General features: G+C 52.9%; 17 protein-coding genes. All 17 read right to left on the bottom strand.

The window, feature by feature from the left end:
• Window positions 1–4: 4 nt before the first annotated feature.
• The 17 genes from hisB to purE all read right to left on the bottom strand — a co-directional run bounded on the left by hisB (window position 5) and on the right by purE (window position 17,322).
• Entirely contained in the window at window positions 5–592 is a 588-nt protein-coding gene (gene hisB / locus JOC37_RS03125) for an imidazoleglycerol-phosphate dehydratase HisB (protein ID WP_204615970.1), read from the bottom strand.
• Window positions 593–1,669 carry a histidinol-phosphate transaminase gene (gene hisC, locus JOC37_RS03120; protein ID WP_204615969.1) on the bottom strand — a complete coding sequence of 359 codons (1,077 nt, stop codon included), beginning with the start codon at window positions 1,667–1,669 and terminating at the stop codon, window positions 593–595.
• Complete coding sequence (hisD, locus tag JOC37_RS03115; RefSeq protein ID WP_204615967.1) at window positions 1,666–2,964, bottom strand: histidinol dehydrogenase; 1,299 nt, start codon at window positions 2,962–2,964, stop codon at window positions 1,666–1,668. The genes hisC and hisD overlap by 4 nt, the downstream gene beginning before the upstream one ends.
• Window positions 2,957–3,622: an ATP phosphoribosyltransferase gene (gene hisG, locus JOC37_RS03110; RefSeq protein ID WP_204615965.1), complete on the bottom strand. Its 666-nt coding sequence runs from the start codon at window positions 3,620–3,622 to the stop codon at window positions 2,957–2,959. The genes hisD and hisG overlap by 8 nt, the downstream gene beginning before the upstream one ends.
• An 80-nt stretch (window positions 3,623–3,702) precedes the next feature.
• Entirely contained in the window at window positions 3,703–4,890 is a 1,188-nt protein-coding gene (hisZ, locus tag JOC37_RS03105) for an ATP phosphoribosyltransferase regulatory subunit (protein ID WP_204615957.1), read from the bottom strand.
• A 1-nt stretch (window position 4,891) separates the two neighbouring features.
• The gene (locus JOC37_RS03100; RefSeq protein WP_204615955.1) at window positions 4,892–5,233 is read right to left on the bottom strand and encodes a YerC/YecD family TrpR-related protein; all 342 of its coding nucleotides are present in this window, start codon (window positions 5,231–5,233) and stop codon (window positions 4,892–4,894) included.
• A gap of 151 nt (window positions 5,234–5,384) precedes the next feature.
• Window positions 5,385–6,650 carry a phosphoribosylamine--glycine ligase gene (gene purD / locus JOC37_RS03095; protein WP_204615954.1) on the bottom strand — a complete coding sequence of 422 codons (1,266 nt, stop codon included), beginning with the start codon at window positions 6,648–6,650 and terminating at the stop codon, window positions 5,385–5,387.
• Window positions 6,651–6,721: 71 nt separating this feature from the next.
• Window positions 6,722–8,254 carry a bifunctional phosphoribosylaminoimidazolecarboxamide formyltransferase/IMP cyclohydrolase gene (purH, locus tag JOC37_RS03090; protein WP_204615952.1) on the bottom strand — a complete coding sequence of 511 codons (1,533 nt, stop codon included), beginning with the start codon at window positions 8,252–8,254 and terminating at the stop codon, window positions 6,722–6,724.
• Complete coding sequence (gene purN / locus JOC37_RS03085) at window positions 8,247–8,870, bottom strand: phosphoribosylglycinamide formyltransferase (protein WP_204615950.1); 624 nt, start codon at window positions 8,868–8,870, stop codon at window positions 8,247–8,249. The genes purH and purN overlap by 8 nt, the downstream gene beginning before the upstream one ends.
• Window positions 8,871–8,889: 19 nt before the next feature.
• Entirely contained in the window at window positions 8,890–9,936 is a 1,047-nt protein-coding gene (purM, locus tag JOC37_RS03080) for a phosphoribosylformylglycinamidine cyclo-ligase (protein WP_204615948.1), read from the bottom strand.
• A gap of 14 nt (window positions 9,937–9,950) precedes the next feature.
• A complete protein-coding gene (gene purF / locus JOC37_RS03075; protein WP_204615946.1) occupies window positions 9,951–11,378 on the bottom strand; it encodes an amidophosphoribosyltransferase in 1,428 nt (475 codons plus the stop codon).
• Window positions 11,363–13,612: a phosphoribosylformylglycinamidine synthase subunit PurL gene (gene purL / locus JOC37_RS03070; protein WP_204615944.1), complete on the bottom strand. Its 2,250-nt coding sequence runs from the start codon at window positions 13,610–13,612 to the stop codon at window positions 11,363–11,365. The genes purF and purL overlap by 16 nt, the downstream gene beginning before the upstream one ends.
• Entirely contained in the window at window positions 13,613–14,314 is a 702-nt protein-coding gene (gene purQ, locus JOC37_RS03065) for a phosphoribosylformylglycinamidine synthase subunit PurQ (protein WP_204615942.1), read from the bottom strand.
• A gap of 3 nt (window positions 14,315–14,317) precedes the next feature.
• The gene (gene purS, locus JOC37_RS03060; RefSeq protein ID WP_204615940.1) at window positions 14,318–14,566 is read right to left on the bottom strand and encodes a phosphoribosylformylglycinamidine synthase subunit PurS; all 249 of its coding nucleotides are present in this window, start codon (window positions 14,564–14,566) and stop codon (window positions 14,318–14,320) included.
• Between the two features lie 34 nt (window positions 14,567–14,600).
• Window positions 14,601–15,320, bottom strand: coding sequence for a phosphoribosylaminoimidazolesuccinocarboxamide synthase (purC, locus tag JOC37_RS03055; protein ID WP_204615933.1), 720 nt, complete (start codon window positions 15,318–15,320; stop codon window positions 14,601–14,603).
• A gap of 104 nt (window positions 15,321–15,424) precedes the next feature.
• Complete coding sequence (gene purB, locus JOC37_RS03050) at window positions 15,425–16,717, bottom strand: adenylosuccinate lyase (RefSeq protein WP_204615931.1); 1,293 nt, start codon at window positions 16,715–16,717, stop codon at window positions 15,425–15,427.
• Window positions 16,718–16,800: 83 nt separating this feature from the next.
• On the bottom strand, window positions 16,801–17,322 hold the full coding sequence (gene purE, locus JOC37_RS03045; RefSeq protein WP_204615929.1) for a 5-(carboxyamino)imidazole ribonucleotide mutase: 522 nt from the start codon (window positions 17,320–17,322) through the stop codon (window positions 16,801–16,803).
• Window positions 17,323–17,370 lie beyond the last annotated feature (48 nt).

Raw genomic sequence — 17,370 nt, 5'->3', positions numbered from 1 at the left:
CCCCTTAAAGTACCCCTTTGGTGGAAGGTATCCCGGTTATTTTGGGGTCCTGTTCTGCCGCCTGGCGCATGGCCCGTCCCAAAGCTTTAAATATGGCCTCAATGATGTGGTGAGTATTTTTACCGCTGAGCAGTCTTACATGCAGCGTAAATTCACCGTTTACCGCCAGCGCCCGCAAAAATTCTTCCACCAGTTCGGTATCAAATTCTCCCACCTGTTTAGACGGGAAGTGGGCATCCATTTCTAAAAATCCCCGGCCGCTGAAGTCCACCACCGCCAGCGCCAGCGCTTCATCCATGGGAACAAAGGCCTGGCCGTAGCGGGTTATACCGGCTTTGTCCCCCAAGGCTTGCTTTACCGCTTTTCCCAGGCAGATGCCCACATCTTCCACCGTGTGATGACAGTCCACGCAGAGGTCTCCCTGGGCGTACAATTCCAAGTCAAACCCCCCGTGTTTGCACCACAGGTTTAACATGTGGTCAAAAAAACCAATCTCGGTGCTCACCTTTCCCTTCCCGGTGCCGTCAATATTCAAATAAACGGAAATATTGGTTTCTGCCGTCTGCCGTTTCACTTCCGATTCCCGTACCATTTATTTCACCCCGTTGGTAATGGCTGACATAGCCTGAATAAAAGCTTCACTTTCTTCCCTTGTGCCCGCATTTACCCGCAGGTATCCCGGCATATCTTTACCCAGGTTTCTGATTAATATCCTTTTCTCCAGCAGCTTGTTGTGCAGTACACCGGCCCCCATCTCGGTGTGAAAAAGAATGTAGTTGGCATCGCTGGGATAAACCCTTATGCCCGGCATTTGAGACAATTCTTCTTTTATATAATCCCGCTGGGAGATAATCTGCTTCCACTGTTCTTTAAAGACCGGCAGGTACTTTAATGCCACCCAGGCAGCCCTCTGGGAAAAGCTGTTCAGGTTGTAGGGCTGTTTAATGCGCAGCAGTTCATTTATCAGCGGTTCTCCCGCCAGCATGTAGCCAACCCGCAAACCGGCCAGTCCAAAGGCTTTGGAAAAGGTGCGCAAAATAACCAGGTGGGGATACTTTTCCAGCAGCGGCACGCAGTCTGCACCGCCAAACTCCAGGTAAGCTTGATCCACCACCACTAACCCGCTGGTACCGGCCAGTATTTCTTCTACTGTCTCCAGCGGGATGGCATTGCCGGTGGGATTATTGGGACTGCACAGCACCAGCATCCTGGCCCCGGCTGCCTGTACCGCTTTTACCATCGCCCGGGGGTTGATGCTGAAATCCCGTTCCCGGGGTATTTCCACCGGATCCGCCCCGGCTATCCGGCTGTGAATGCGGTACATGGAAAAGGTGGGGCTGGCAATGGCTACTTTCCCACCGCTGCCAAAGGCCAGGGCCAGGTAAAAAATCAGTTCGTCGGAACCGTTGCCCACCATCACCTGCCCCGGCCGTACCCCGGCGTAGCCGGCAATACTCCGGCGCAGTTCCACCGCCGCGGGGTCCGGGTAGCGGGGAAAATTGACATCGCTTAACAGGTCGTTAAGTTCCTTCAAAGCCCGGGGGGGGAAGGGGTATGGGTTTTCATTGGCATCCAGTTTGATGGTGTTGGGATAATCATGGGGCTGGTAGGGCTTTAAGTCCCGCAAATCTTCCCGCATCAGCAGGGCAGGGTTAAAATCCTCCCTCATTTGTTTTCCTCCCACTTCTTCACCCGCATCCTTACCGCATTGGCATGAGCCTCTAATCCCTCTATCTCCGCCAGCCTTATTACATGTTCGCCCAGGCGCTGCAGAGTGGCTTGGGAAAAGAATATCACCGTTGATTTCTTGATAAAGGTATCTACATTTAAACCGGAATAAAACTTTGCGGTGCCCCCAGTGGGCAGTATATGGTTCGGGCCGGCCAGGTAATCGCCCACCGGTTCAGGGGCATAGGGACCCAGGAATATTGAACCGGCATTCTGCACTTTACCCAGCCAGGTAAAGGGATCATCCACCAGCAGTTCCAAATGCTCCGGTGCAAAACGGTTGGCTATTTTAAAGGCTTCATCCAGATCCCTGGTAATTACAATGGTGCCGTAGTCCCCCAACGACCGTTTGGCCACGTTCTGGCGGGGAAGTTTTTTAACCTGCTTTATCAGCTCATCCTGTACCTGCCGGGCCAGTTTTTCATCCGGTGTCAGCAGCACCGCCGCCGCCAGGGGGTCGTGTTCGGCCTGGGATAATAAATCCGCCGCCGCGTAGGCGGGATTGGCGTTGCTGTCGGCAATTACCAGCACCTCACTGGGACCGGCCAGCATGTCGATATCCACTTTACCGTAAACCTGCTGTTTGGCCAGTGTAACGTAAATATTGCCCGGACCGGTTATTTTATCCACCGGGCTGATGGTTTGAGTGCCATAGGCCAGGGCAGCAACAGCCTGGGCTCCACCCACTTTATATATCTCGGTAACCCCTGCTTCCCGGGCCGCCACCAGGGTATAGGGATTAATCTTTCCATCTTTACCCGGCGGTGTAACCATCACCACTTCTTTAACCCCGGCCACTTTAGCCGGAACAGCATTCATTAAAACAGACGACGGATAAGAAGCGGTGCCGCCGGGTACATAAATGCCCACCCGAAACAGCGGGCGAACCATTTGTCCCATCACGGTACCCTCGGCATCCGGTTCAAACCACGAGTCGGCCCTCTGCCGGCGGTGGAAAGCTTCAATACGGTCCCTGGCCAGCTTTAGCGACTCCAGCACCGGGCCGTCAACTAAATTATAGGCTTCATTAATTTCTTCAGCGGTTACTTTTAACTGGCCGGGGGTTAACTTTACTTTATCAAACTGCTCGGTAAAATGAATTAAAGCCCGGTCTCCTTCCCGCACCACCGTGTCGATAATTTGAGCCACGCTTTGGGCAATTTCTTTTTTGTCGGTTTCCCGACGGTATAAAAAACCGCTTAAAGCCAGGTCCCCGGACTTTAGTATTTTAATCATCAAACAACCCCCCGTTAACTGCATTTCTAAATTTTTCTACCAATGCGTTTACCCGCTCCGCTTTGTAGCGGTGACTTACCCTGTTGGCAATCAGCCGCGCGGTGGAGTTCATTACCTCCGCCACCGGCACTAAATTGTTTTCCCTCAACGTGCGCCCGGTGGAAACAATATCCACAATCATTTCAGCCAGTCCCACAATGGGTGCCAGTTCAATATTGCCGTGCAGTTTAATTATTTCCATCTGCAGGCCGATGCTGCGAAAATATTCCTCCGCCACCCTGGGGAATTTGGTGGCCACCCGGGCGCGGCCCCACTGCTCCAGTTTTATGTCCTTCAGCCGCTCAGGCACTGCCACCACAAAGCGGCACCCGCCGTATCTTAAATCCAGCAGTTCGCAGACATCTTTTTGCTGCTCAACAATGGTATCTTTGCCCACCAAACCAAAGTCCGCCGAACCGTATTCTACAAAGGTGGGAATGTCGGTGGGCCGGCAAATTATGTATTGAACCCCCCGGGATTGATCGCTAAACACCAGCTGCCGCGATTCCCTTTTCAAAGGTTCACAGTTAAACCCTACCGCTTCTAAGAGTTTTATGCTTGGTTTAAATAAAGTTCCCTTGGGTATGGCAAAAGTTATACGGTTAGCAGCCGCAGTCAAAACGCCGCCTCCTTTAGTTAGTTAAATTAATGATATGATAAAATGATAAACTACTGCGGTAGAGCTGTCAAGCTTTTCTGCTAAATTACTTCTTCCGCACCCTGGGCGTTAATGTATATAACTTTATTCACTTTCCTACCGCGCCGCTGCTCTGAAATACCCGGCTCCAACTCCAGCTGCACTTTCAGGCCCTGGGATCTCAGCTCTCTCACTTTCTTCACCGCTGCCGGTAAGCTGTTTTCTGCCCAGGCCACCAGCACGTCCACCGGCGGCTCCTCCGCCGGGCCCTGCTGCTTTTCTATGGCCACCATTATCTGGTCTACATTTAATGCAAAACCGGTGGCCGGCAGATGGTAGCCAAAGTGCCCCACCAGGCGGTCGTACCGCCCGCCGCCGCAGACCGGGAAGCCCAGGGATAAAGTGTAACCTTCAAAAATCACCCCGGTGTAATAATCCAACCCCAGCAGCAAACCCAAATCCAGCGTCACATGCTGCTGCAGCCCGTAACTTTCCAGGGTTTGGTACACCTGCTTTAAGTTATCCAGGGCTTTCAGCGCCTCTTCACTGTCCAGTATTTCCTCCGCCTGGGCCAGTACCCCGGGGCCGCCGCGCAGTGATAACAACCGGGCCACCCGCTGCTGTTTTTCCACCGCAATATCCCCGGCAGCCAGGTGTTCACCCAATCGTACAAAATCTTTGTTTTCCACCGCCTTTTTAATGGCCTGCACCTGCTCCGGCGGAAGGTTTAATTCTTCCATTAAACTGTGGAATATGCCCACGTTGCCTAAACTGAAGCGAAAGTCCTTCAGCCCGCAGGTCTGCAGTGCTTCCACCGCCAGCGCCACCGCTTCGGCATCCGCCGCCGGGCCGGCGGCACCCAGTATTTCCACCCCCGCCTGGTAAAACTCCCTCTGCCGCCTCACCAGCGGTTCTTCATAGTTAAAGGCGTGGGATAAATAGTACAAACGCAGGGGCAGGGGGGCATGACGCATCCTGGTGGCCACCAGCCTGGCAATGGGCCTGGTGAGGTCCGGCCGCAGGGCCATTAAATGACCTTTACGATCTAAAAATTTATACAGCTTATCATCGTCATCTTCTCCCGAGCATAAGTTTTCAAAGTATTCAAAGGTGGGAGTGGCCACTTCCTGGTAGCCCCAGTTCTCCGCCAGTTCTGCAAAACCCTGTTCCAGCTGCCGCTTGCGCCTGGCTTCGGCAGGCAGCAGGTCTCTTACTCCTTCGGGTAAACGCCCGAATCTCGGTGATACCATATTAATCTCTCCCTTGTTCATCCAATGGTTTTTCCAATCCCTTTTCTTTCTTAGCCAAACGCTCCAGCACCGTTTTATAGCCATCGGCACCGTAATTTAAACAGCGCTTCACCCGGCTGATGGTGGCTGTGCTGGCTCCTGTTTTTTCCGCTATTTCACTGTAAGTACGGTTAGCCTGCAGCATTTTGGCCACCTCCAATCGCTGGGCCAACGCCCGCAGTTCAGCTACGGTGCAAATATCTTCAAAGAAACGATAGCAATCATCTATTGTTTCTAGGGTAAGAACCGCTTCAAACAACCGGTCATTCAACGGATCCTTTAGTTTACCCTCGTATTGATTCATAAACGTATCCCTCCCATTTGGTGATATTATTCCCGCAATTCGACGCTGACGATTATAAATCCTTTAATGCGTTAAAAAAAGAAAGAAAAACCGGCCGCTCCACATCAGTGGTTGACCGGTTTTATTATGGCCTAATTTTTAACCCGTACAGCTAGCTCTTTATCGCCTTTGCTCCAATGTCCTTCCGGTAATGGGCACCGTTGAAGTTTATCTGCTCCACCCCATGATAGGCTTTCTCTACAGCATCGCTGATGTCACTACCCACTGCGGTTACTCCCAGCACCCGGCCGCCGCTGGTGACAATTTCTCCCTCTTTCACAGCGGTGCCGGCGTGGAATACCACCACCTCCCGGGGTACTTTATCCAACCCGGTAATAACATCGCCCTTGGGGTAACTGCCGGGATAGCCCGGAGCAGACATTACCACACAGACGGATGCACCCTTTTTCCACTTCACTTCTATTTGATCCAGGCGCTCATCTATCACCGCCTCCATTATCTCCACCAGGTCGGTGTCCAGCAGTGACAGCACCGGTTGGGTTTCCGGGTCACCAAAGCGCACGTTATATTCCAGCACTTTAGGACCGTCTTTAGTTACCATCAGCCCGGCGTAAATTACCCCTTTATAGGACCAACCCTGTTCGGCCATTCCTTTAATGGTGGGCTCCAATATTTCCTTTACCACCCTTTGATGCAGTTCCGGCGTGTACAGCGGTGCCGGTGCATATGCTCCCATGCCGCCGGTGTTTGGACCCCGGTCGTTGTCAAATACCCGCTTGTGGTCCTGGGATGGCACCATGGGTACAATGGTCTTCCCGTCGGTAAAGGCCAGTACGCTTACTTCTTCCCCTTCCAGCCGTTCTTCAATGACCACCTGCGTTCCCGCTGCACCAAATTCCTTATCCACCATCACCCTTCTTACAGCATCCAGGGCGTCCGCCACGTATTCACAAACAATAACCCCCTTGCCGGCGGCCAGGCCGGATGCTTTAACCACCAGGGGACAGTTCTTTTCCCGCACATGGTCCATGGCTTCTTTGGCGTCGTGAAAAGCAGCATACCTGGCGGTGGGAATGCCGTACTCAGCCATGAAATGTTTGGCCAGCGCCTTACTGCCCTCCAGCTGGGCGGCATCTCTGCCGGGCCCGAAAATGCGCAGCCCGGCCCGGTTGAATTTGTCAACTATTCCTTCAATGAGCGGTGCCTCGGGCCCCACCACCGTCAGGTGGATATTTTCTTTGACCGCAAATTTAAGCAGGGCATCCACATCACCGGCCTTAATATCTACACAGGCAGCCAGTTGAGCGATACCGGCATTGCCCGGGGCACAGTATATTTTATCCACTTTGGGGCTTTGAGCTATTTTCCAAACCAGCGCGTGTTCACGGCCGCCGCCCCCCACCACAAGAACCTTCATTAATCGAAAAACCTCCGTATAGTTTTAATTTACAGCCCGGTTGGCGAGCCTTTGGACATTATTTAAGGTGATTAATGCTTAAAGTGCCTCATTCCGGTAAATACCATGGATAAACCGTGCTCGTTGCACGCTTCTATTGACTCGCTGTCCCGCTTGGAGCCGCCCGGTTGAATAATAGACTTAATACCGGCCTTAGCCGCGGCATCCACCGTATCCCGGAAGGGGAAGAAAGCGTCCGATGCCAGCACTGCACCCCTGGCTTTCTCCCCGGCCTGGTTTAAGGCAATGTTGGCTGATCCCACCCGGTTCATTTGACCGGCACCTACACCAATCAACTGCTTGTCCCTGGTTACCACGATGGCATTTGATTTCACATGTTTTACAATGGTCATGGCAAAGATCAATTCCTCCAGTTCCTGCCCGGTGGGCTGCTTTTCCGTTACCACTTTTAATTGTTCCGGGTCCAGCAGCTGACGGTCGGTTTGCTGCAGCAGCAGGCCGCCGTTTACCTTGCGTATTTCCATGGTGTCGTTGGTCTGGATGGTCAGGTCCCCTGTCTTTAAAAGCCGCAGGTTGGGTTTTTTAGTCAGCACCTCCAGGGCTTCCCCGGTAAAGTCCGGAGCTATAACTGCCTCCAGGAAAATTTCGCTCATTTTTTTCGCAGTGGCCCCGTCCACCGGGCGATTGCAGGCCACTATGCCGCCAAAGGCAGATACCGGGTCACCTTCCAGTGCCCTTTCATAGGCCGCTGCCAGTTCACCGGCGCTGGCACAGCCGCAGGGATTGTTGTGCTTGATGATGGCCGCTGTGGGCTCAGAAAATTCCCTGGCCAGTTCCAGGGCCGCGTTGGCATCCAGGATGTTATTGTATGAAAGTTCCTTACCGTGCAGCTGTTCCGCATTGGCTATACAAGCCCCCTGTACTGACCGGTGACGGTAAAAGGCCGCCTTTTGGTGCGGGTTCTCACCGTAGCGCAGGGTTTGAACCAATTGGGCAGTTACACTTAGTTCCACCGGGAAGGTTTCTCCGGCCACCCCGGTAAGATAGCTGGAAATGGCACTGTCATAGGCGGCGGTGTGGGCAAAGGCTTCCCTGGCCAGTGCCAGCCGCAGCTCAGCGGAAACGGCATTCTTCTGCAGCGCCTCCAGCACTTCACGGTAACGCCGGGGATTCACCACTACCAGTACATTCTGGTAGTTTTTAGCTGCCGCCCGTACCATGGTGGGACCGCCGATGTCGATATTTTCAATGGCTTCGGCCAAAGTTACACCGGGCTTGGCCACCGTTTCCCTAAAGGGATACAGATTTACCACCACCAAATCTATGGGGGTGATGTCCAGTTCTTTCAGCTGTTTTAAATGTTCTTCGGTACGCATGGCCAGTATGCCGCCGTGTACCTTGGGGTGCAGCGTTTTCACCCTGCCGTCTAAAATCTCCGGGAAACCGGTCACATGGGATATATAGGTCACCGGTACTCCCGCCTCTTTCAGTGTCCTGGCAGTACCCCCGGTGGAAACAATTTCCACCCCCAACTGGGCCAGGCCGCGCCCAAATTCTACCAAACCATCCTTGTTGGATACACTAATCAGTGCCCGCTTAATCATTGCCAGCCTCCCTTATAAATACTTTTTTCCCCCGCACAATTAACTTACCTTCCGCAAACAGCCCAACAGCTCGGGGATAAATTTTGTGCTCCTGTTCCAAAATCCGTTCTGCCAGGCTGTCTTCGGTATCATCATCATATACCGGCACACAGGCCTGTAATATAATGGGCCCGCTATCCATCCCTTCGTCCACAAAATGAACGGTGCAGCCGGATACTTTTACCCCGCAGTCCAGCGCCTGCTTTTGAGCGTGCAGGCCGGGAAAAGAGGGCAGCAGCGAAGGGTGGATATTCATAATCCGCCAGGGAAAAGCATTTAGTACCGTAGGCCCCACCAAACGCATGTATCCTGCCAGGCACACCAGCTGCACGTTATACCGCCTGAGCAGTTCCACTATCTTTGTTTCGTAAGCTGCCTTATCCTGGTAGTCTTTAATATTTATATAGTAGGCGTCAATGCCGTGTTTTTCCGCCCGCTTCAGGGCATAAGCATCCTGCCGGTCACTAATTACTACCTTAACCTCTGCCTTGATATCGCCCCGCCGGCAGGCATCAATGATAGATTGTAAATTAGAACCCCGCCCGGAGGCCAGTACACCCAGGGAAACCGGTGCCATAGTTTCACTTCCCCATATTTTATTTATACCGCACCGCCTTCTCGCCCGCGGTAACTTCCCCAATAATGCAAGCCTTCTCGCCCCGTTCTTTCAAATCCGCTAACACCGCATCCACCTCCTGGGGTGATACCACCAGCACCATGCCGATGCCCATGTTGAAGGTGCGCAGCATTTCTTCCTCAGATAGATGACCAATTTCTTTAATTACCCGGAACACCGCCGGCACTTCCCAGGCACTGCAGTCCACCACCGCCATTTGGCCCTGCTTAAGCACCCGGGGCAGGTTTTCCGTAATTCCCCCGCCGGTGATGTGAGCCATCCCCTTCAGGTGGAACTTCTCCAGCAGCGGCCGTACCGCCGGCACGTAAATGCGGGTTGGTTTTAACAGTTCTTCCCCCACTGTGCAGTCCAGCTCCGGCAGCCGGGTGTCTATATCATAACCGGCCGCTTCAAACAGCGCTTTCCGTACCAGCGAATAACCGTTGGAGTGCAGCCCTGAAGATGGCAGCCCCACCAGCACATCCCCCCGGGCAATCTTTGTACCGTCTATAATCTTTGATTTTTCAACCACACCAACCACAAAGCCGGCAATGTCATACTCATTGGGGCGGTAAAAACCGGGCATTTCTGCCGTTTCTCCGCCAATTAAGGCACAGCCGGACCGGCGGCATCCCTCGGCAATACCGGCTACAATTTCGGCCACCAGCTCCGGCACCAGTTTGCCCAGCGCCAGGTAGTCCAGGTAAAAGAGGGGTTCGGCACCCTGCACCAGTATATCGTTAACACACATGGCCACCGCATCAATGCCAATGGTGTCGTGCTTGTTCATCATTTGAGCCACCCTCAGCTTGGTACCCACCCCGTCGGTGCCGGATACCAGCACCGGTTCTTTGTACTTGGTCATGTCCGGTGCGAACAGGCCGCCGAAACCGCCGATACCCCCCAGCACACCGGGGCGGTAGGTGCTCTGCACAGATTTTTTGATCAGTTCCACCGCCCTGTTCCCGGCATCTATATCCACCCCGGCACCGGCATAGGTCAGTGGTTGTTTGTCTTGTTTATCCATAATAACCTCCCGGTCTATTCCAAACTAAACTTACCCGCATCCTTTGGCACCTGTACCGGGTATTTCTTATCAAAACAGGCACAGCAGAAGTTTTGACCCCGTTCACCGAATATGTCCAGCAGGCCCTCCTGGCTGAGGTAATACAAACCGTCGGCCCCCACCGCCTGGCGTATCTCTTCCACCGACTTGGCAGCGGCAATCAGTTCCTTTCTGTCGCTGGTGTCAATGCCGTAATGGCAGCCGGCCACCACCGGCGGTGAACTCAAGCACAGGTGCACCTCCACCACCCCCGCGTCCCGCAGCATTTTAACTATTTTTCTACTGGTGGTGCCCCGGACCAGCGAGTCGTCCACCATAATTACCCGTTTACCGGCCAGCACCTCACGCATGGGGTTGATCTTCAGGCGCACTCCCAAATCCCGCATCTGCTGGGTGGGTTGGATAAAGGTACGGCCGATGTAGCGGTTTTTCATCAATCCCTCTTCAAAGGGTATTCCCGCCTCCTGGGCATACCCCCTGGCCGCCGCGGTGCCGCTGTCCGGCACCGGAATTACTATATCCGCTTCCACCTGGTACTCCCTGGCCAACCGGCGGCCCATCTCCCGGCGCACCTTATTGACGTGAAAACCGTCTATGGTGCTGTCCGGCCGGGCAAAATAAATGTATTCAAAAATACAGTGGGCCGGTTTGGAAGCGGCCATGGTCTGCAGTGAAGTTAAACCGTCTTTGTCCAGGCGCACAATTTCCCCGGGCATTACATCACGTATAAACTCCGCCCCAATGGTGTCCAGGGCACAGCTTTCCGAAGCCACCACCCATCCCCTGCCCACGCGTCCCAAACAGAGCGGGCGAAAACCGTATGGGTCCCGCACAGCATACAGTGCTTCTGCCGTTAATATAACCAGGGAATAGGCTCCTTCAATGTCGATCATCGCCTTCATGATGGCCGCTTCCAGGCTTTGCTGGCTGTAGCGGGCGATAAGGTTAACAATTACTTCACTGTCAGTGGTAGACTGGAATATCGCCCCATTATTGTACAGCATCTCCCTTAAGGCACTGACATTGGTAAGGTTGCCGTTGTGGGCCAGGCTGAGCATTCCCTTACTGTGCCTAAACACCAGCGGCTGGGCGTTGGCCAGTTCACTGGAACCGGTGGTGGAATAACGCACATGCCCAATGGCGGCATGTCCGGCAAGGGTTTTTATAACGCCGCTGCCAAACACCTCCGGCACCAGGCCCATGTTTTTATACAGTTTTATACCGCTGCCGCTGGCAGCGGCAATGCCGGCACTTTCCTGTCCCCGGTGCTGCAGCGCGTACAACCCGAAATAGGTCAGCTGGGCTACATCCATACCGGGAGCGTAAATGCCAAATACGCCGCATTCCTCCCGCATTTTGTCCCTCTGCCACCAGGCCGAATAATTCCTTACTTCATTAAGCATTCTATTGCCCCCCGCCATCTTTTCTCCATCTCTGATACCGGAAGATTAATAACGGCGCGCGGGCGCCCGGCAGCACAGCCCGGATCCAGCAGGTTAATTTTTAATTCCCTGCCTCCCACCGTTCCCAGGCGGGTAAAGGGCACCTCCATTACTGTAAGATAGCGGATTAACTCAGCCACATTGTTTTCAGCGGTGGTGATAATAATGCGGGACTGGGATTCGCCAAAGAGCAGGGCATCTCCCCGGATATTTTCTACGCTGTAAATTTCAGCACCAATACCGCCGGAAATACAGCTTTCCGCCAGCGCCACCGCCAAACCGCCTTCGGAACAGTCGTGGGCAGATTTTACCAGACCCCTTTTAATGGATTCCAGCACCGCCTGCTGCACCTTTTTCTCCAGTTCCAAGTCCATCTTGGGAGGCCTGCCCTTGGCTTCTAAGCCGTGGGCCACGCGCAGGTATTCACTGCCGCCCAGCTCCATCCTGGTTTCTCCCACCATAATGATAATGTCGCCCTCGTCCTTAAAGTCCTGGGTGCAGCGGTAGTCCAAGTCTTCAATTAAGCCCACCATTCCCACGGTGGGGGTGGGGTACACCGCAGTCTCCCTGGTTTCATTGTAAAAACTCACATTGCCGCCGGTAACCGGGGTGTTTAAGCTGCGGCAGGCTTCACTCATTCCCTCCACAGCCCGGCGAAACTGCCACATTACTGCCGGCTTCTCCGGGTTGCCGAAATTTAAGCAGTTGGTAACGGCCAGCGGTTTGGCCCCGGCACACACCAGGTTGCGGGCCGCTTCTGCCACCGCTATCATGCCGCCCGTATAAGGATCCAGGTAACAGTAGCGGCCGTTGCAGTCTGTGGTAAGGGCAATACCCTTTTTGGTTCCTTTCACCCGCAGCACAGCGGCGTCGGAACCGGGACGCACCACGGTATTGGTGCCCACCATATGGTCGTACTGCCGGTAAACCCATTCTTTGCTGGCTATGTTGGGCGAAGATAAGAGGTCCATTAATACCCGCTCATAATCCACCGGTTGAGGAATCTTCGCCACCGGTAATTCCTGTACCGCACTCAAGTATTCCGGTTCACTGTAGGGGCGTTCATAAACCGGTGCTTCATCGGTAAGGGCCTGGGCCGGAATTTCCGCCACCACCTGTTCTCCCTCGGTAAGGCGCAGCATACCGTCACCCGTTACCCGGCCCACCACCACCGCTTCTAAATCCCACCGGGCAAAAATTTCTTTTACTTTTTCAGCGGTGCCCTTCTTAACCACCACCAGCATCCGTTCCTGGGATTCAGAGAGCATCAGTTCATAGGGGGTCATTCCCTCTTCCCGGCGGGGCACCAGCGAAAGGTCCATCTCTATACCGGTGCCGGCCCGGCTGGCCATTTCACAGGAAGAACTGGTTAACCCGGCGGCCCCCATGTCTTGAATACCCACAACGTAACCGCTCTTAATTACCTCCAGGCAGGCCTCCAGCAGCAGTTTTTCCATAAAGGGGTCACCCACCTGCACCGCCGGGCGCTTTTCTGCCGATTCCTCAGACAGTTCTTCCGAGGCAAAGGTGGCACCGTGGATGCCGTCCCGGCCGGTGCGGGCTCCCACCACCATTACCGGGTTACCTATCCCGGAGGCCGTTCCTTTTTTGATGTCTTTATGGTCTATCAGGCCTACACACATTACGTTAACCAGGGGATTTTCTTCATAACTGGGTGCAAAGTACACTTCACCACCCACGGTGGGTACACCGACGCAGTTGCCGTAACCGGATATACCGGACACCACCCCGCCGAAAAGGTAGCGGGTGCGCGGGTTTTGCAGGCTGCCAAAGCGCAGCGAGTCCAGCAGTGCGATGGGGCGGGCCCCCATGGTAAACACATCCCTCAGGATGCCGCCAACCCCGGTGGCCGCTCCCTGGTACGGTTCAATGGCTGAGGGGTGGTTGTGGCTTTCAATTTTAAAGACCACCGCCTGGCCGTCGCCGATGTCTACAATACCGGCATTCTCGCCGGGGCCCTGCAGAATGTGCTCGCCCCTGGTGGGAAAAAACTTTAACACCGGCCGGGAAGTTTTGTAACTGCAGTGTTCAGACCACATTACCGCAAATATACCCAGCTCTACGTAATTGGGTTCCCGGCCCAAAATATTTTTAACTTTTTCAAATTCCGCATCCGTTAAGCCCATTTCCCGCCAGATACCCGGTTTTAAACCTTCGTTATTGCGCGGCTCCATCTATTTCACTCTCCTTTGCCAGGCTGCCAGGATGGATTTAAACAGCATCGCCCCGTCATCGTTACCAAGGATTTTCTCGGCACAGCGTTCCGGGTGCGGCATCATCCCCAGCACATTACCCTGTTTATTACAAACACCGGCAATGTTATCTATTGATCCGTTGGGATTGGCCTGGGCAGTAACTTCACCCGCGGGGCTGCAGTACCTAAACACCACCTGATTGTTCTGCTGCAGCTCTTTCAATGTGTTTTCATCGCAGTAATAGTTGCCGTCACCATGGGCCACCGGAATTTTAATTACCTGGCCCGGCTGCCATAATGCGGTAAAGGCAGTGTCGGCATTTTCCACTTTCAGGTAAGTGTCATCACAGATAAACTGCAGGCTGTCATTGCGCCTCATGGCACCGGGCAGCAGACCCGCCTCCAGCAGCACCTGAAAGCCGTTGCAGATACCGATAACCAACCCGCCGCGGTGAGCAAACTCTATCACCGCCTCCATCACCGGTGAAAACCGGGCAATGGCCCCAGCGCGCAGGTAGTCACCGTAGGAAAAGCCCCCCGGCAAAATAATGCAGTCAAAACCCTCAACACTGTTGGACTTGTGCCAAATATATTCCACCGGCTGGTCTAAAACAGCTTTCACCGCATTAAAACAATCCGCATCACAGTTTGAGCCGGGGAATACAACCACTCCGAATTTCATATTTTATACCTCCACCAGTTCAAAGGTGTAGTCTTCAATTACCGGGTTGGCCAGCAGTTTTTTGCACATATCGTGCACCTGTTCTTCGGCAGCCTCTCTGCCGGCAGCATCCACCTCCACCACCAGGTAGCGGCCCACCCGCACATCTTTAATATTTTCATAACCCATGGCATGCAGCGATCTGGTAACCGCGGAACCCTGGGGATCTAACACGCTTTGGCGTAATGTGATGTAAATTTTAGCCTGGTACATTTCGCACCTCCGGTTTTTTAATTATTATTCATTTTTAAAATGTTACTTCTTTCCCGGTCAGGCGGCGGTATACTTCCTTGTACGCTTCTTCCACATCGCCTAAATCCCGGCGGAAGCGGTCTTTATCCAGCTTTTGTCTTGTTTCACTGTCCCAGAAGCGGCAGGTGTCCGGGGAAATTTCATCCCCCAGCAGAATTTCGCCTTTGTGGAAGCCAAACTCCAATTTGTAATCCACCAGGATAATATTTTTTTCAGCTAAATATTTAGATAATACGGCATTAACTTTCAACGCCATTTCCCGGATGGTTTTTAACTGTTCCGGCGTGGCCAGTTTCAGTGCCCGGATGTGATCGTCGTTAATCAGCGGGTCACCCAGCTCGTCACTTTTATAGCAGTAATCCACCACCGGGCCGCCTAAATCCATGCCTTCTTCCAAGCCTAAACGCTTGGCCATGCTGCCGGCAGCCAGGTTGCGTACAATAACTTCCACCGGGATGATTTCTAACGATTTAACCAATTGTCCCCGTTCATTTATCAATTTTACAAAGTGGTTCGGTACACCGTTTTCAGCCAGCAGTTCAAAAAAGTGGGCGCTGATTAGATTGTTTAGTACACCTTTGCCCACAATGGTGCCTTTTTTAGCCCCATTGAAGGCGGTGGCGTCGTCTTTATATTCCACCCACAGCAGGTCTTGATTATCAGTTTTATATACTTTTTTGGCCTTGCCTTCATAAAGCAGTGCTAATTTTTCCACAGCCTGCACGCTCCTTTCTACCCTGAAAAATATTGCGGTTCTAAAGCCGCCTGCTTTTCATCCCCCGGTGGTGCCGTTTGCGGTATAAAGGTACTGTTCCAGTTCTACAATCCAAACCGGGCATAGATTTGATCAATATGCCTCAGGTAATGGCTGTATTCAAAAATACTATCCAGTTCTTCGCCGCTGAGCAGTTCACTTACCTCCTGATCCGCTGCCAGCAGGGCTTTAAACTGTTTTCCGGTGCGCCAGCATTCCATGGCGCTGCGCTGTACCAGTTCATAGGCTTTTTCCCTGCTAATGCCTTTATCTACCAACGCCAGCAGCACCCGCTGGGAGAAAATTAACCCCCTGGTGCGCTCCATATTGTGCTTCATCTTTTCCGGGTAAACCAGCAGGTTGCTGATAATGTCGATCATTTTCTTCAGCATATAATCTAAAATCGTGGTGCTGTCGGGGATAATTACCCGTTCCACCGAAGAGTGGGAAATGTCCCGCTCGTGCCACAGCGCCACATTTTCCATGGCTGTTAACGCGTTGCCCCGCAGCAGGCGGGCCATACCGGTTATGCGTTCGGTTATAATGGGGTTTCTCTTATGGGGCATGGCAGAGGAACCTTTCTGCCCTTGGGCAAAGAATTCTTCCGCTTCCCGGATATCGGTGCGCTGCAGCGCCCGGATTTCCGTGGCTATTTTTTCCAATGTGCATCCAATCACTGCTAGAGTGCTCATATACTCGGCGTGGCGGTCCCGCTGCAGCACCTGGGTGGACAGGGCCGCGGGTTTTAAACCTAAACGCCTGCAGACATGGGCTTCCACCCGGGGATCGATGTTGGCATAGGTACCAACGGCACCGGAAATTTTACCCACGCTGATAACGTCAATGGCTTTTTTCATTCTTTCAATGTTTCGCTCTGTTTCCGAAGCCCACAGCAGCATTTTTAAGCCAAAGGTCATCGGTTCGGCATGAATGCCGTGGGTACGCCCGATCATTATGGTAAACCGGTGTTCTTGAGCTTTTTCCAACAGTATTTGATGCAGTTTTTGCAGCCGGGAAAGTATCTGCTCCCCCGCTTCTTTCATGCGCACGCTTTGGGCTGTATCAACCACATCTGAAGATGTCAGCCCCAGGTGGATGTACTTGCTCTCCTCACCCACGTATTCAGCTACGCAGGTGGTAAAGGCTATCACGTCATGGTGTACCACTTCTTCTATTTCCAGAATGCGCTTAACGTTGAAATCTGCCTTTTGTTTGATCACTTCCACCGCTGCGGCCGGTATTCTGCCCAGTTCAGCCAGCGCTTCGCAGGCATATATTTCTACATCCAACCACTTTCTAAATTTGTTTTCCTCAGACCAAATCCGTTTCATTTCCGGCAGTGTGTAACGCTCAATCATGTCTAAACAGCCTCCTCTGTCCTGCTAAACCAGTGTTTATTTCAAACATTACGTTTTATTTGTTGCACCCCCTATAAAATCCTTTATTTCTTTTTATTTAAATAACCTTCTATACCCAGTTCATTTAACTTGTCAGCTTTCTTTTCCACGTCCCGTGCCATTTCTTCCTTATAATCCAGTATCTTTTGCTGTATTTCTTGATCTGATACCCCGATAATCTGTACTGCCAGTATGCCCGCATTTTTGGCCCCGTTAATACCAACGGTGGCCACCGGGATTCCCGGGGGCATCTGCACAATGGCGTAAAGGGCATCTACACCTTCCAGGGCACCGGACTTGATGGGTACTCCTATCACCGGCAGCGGCGTTAATGCCGCAATAACCCCCGGCAGGTGAGCCGCCATGCCGGCACCGGCAATAATCACTTTTAATCCCCGCTCTTTGGCAGTGCGGGCATAACCGGCGGTTTTTTCCGGCACCCGGTGAGCCGATGAAATAATCACTTCGTATGGTATCCCAAACCGGTCCAGAATATCAGCAGCACCCTTCATAACAGTCAAATCTGAATCACTGCCCATCACAATACCAACCAACGGTTGAGCCATTATATATTAGCCTCCTTTTTTTATCGTTTTTTTATGGTTATAAACAGG

The sequence above is a fragment of the Desulforadius tongensis genome, assembly GCF_016907915.1.
Classification (GTDB): domain Bacteria; phylum Bacillota; class Desulfotomaculia; order Desulfotomaculales; family Desulfohalotomaculaceae; genus Desulforadius; species Desulforadius tongensis.
Note: the sequence above shows the minus strand (reverse complement) of the source record. Positions and strands in the feature narration are given on the sequence as shown.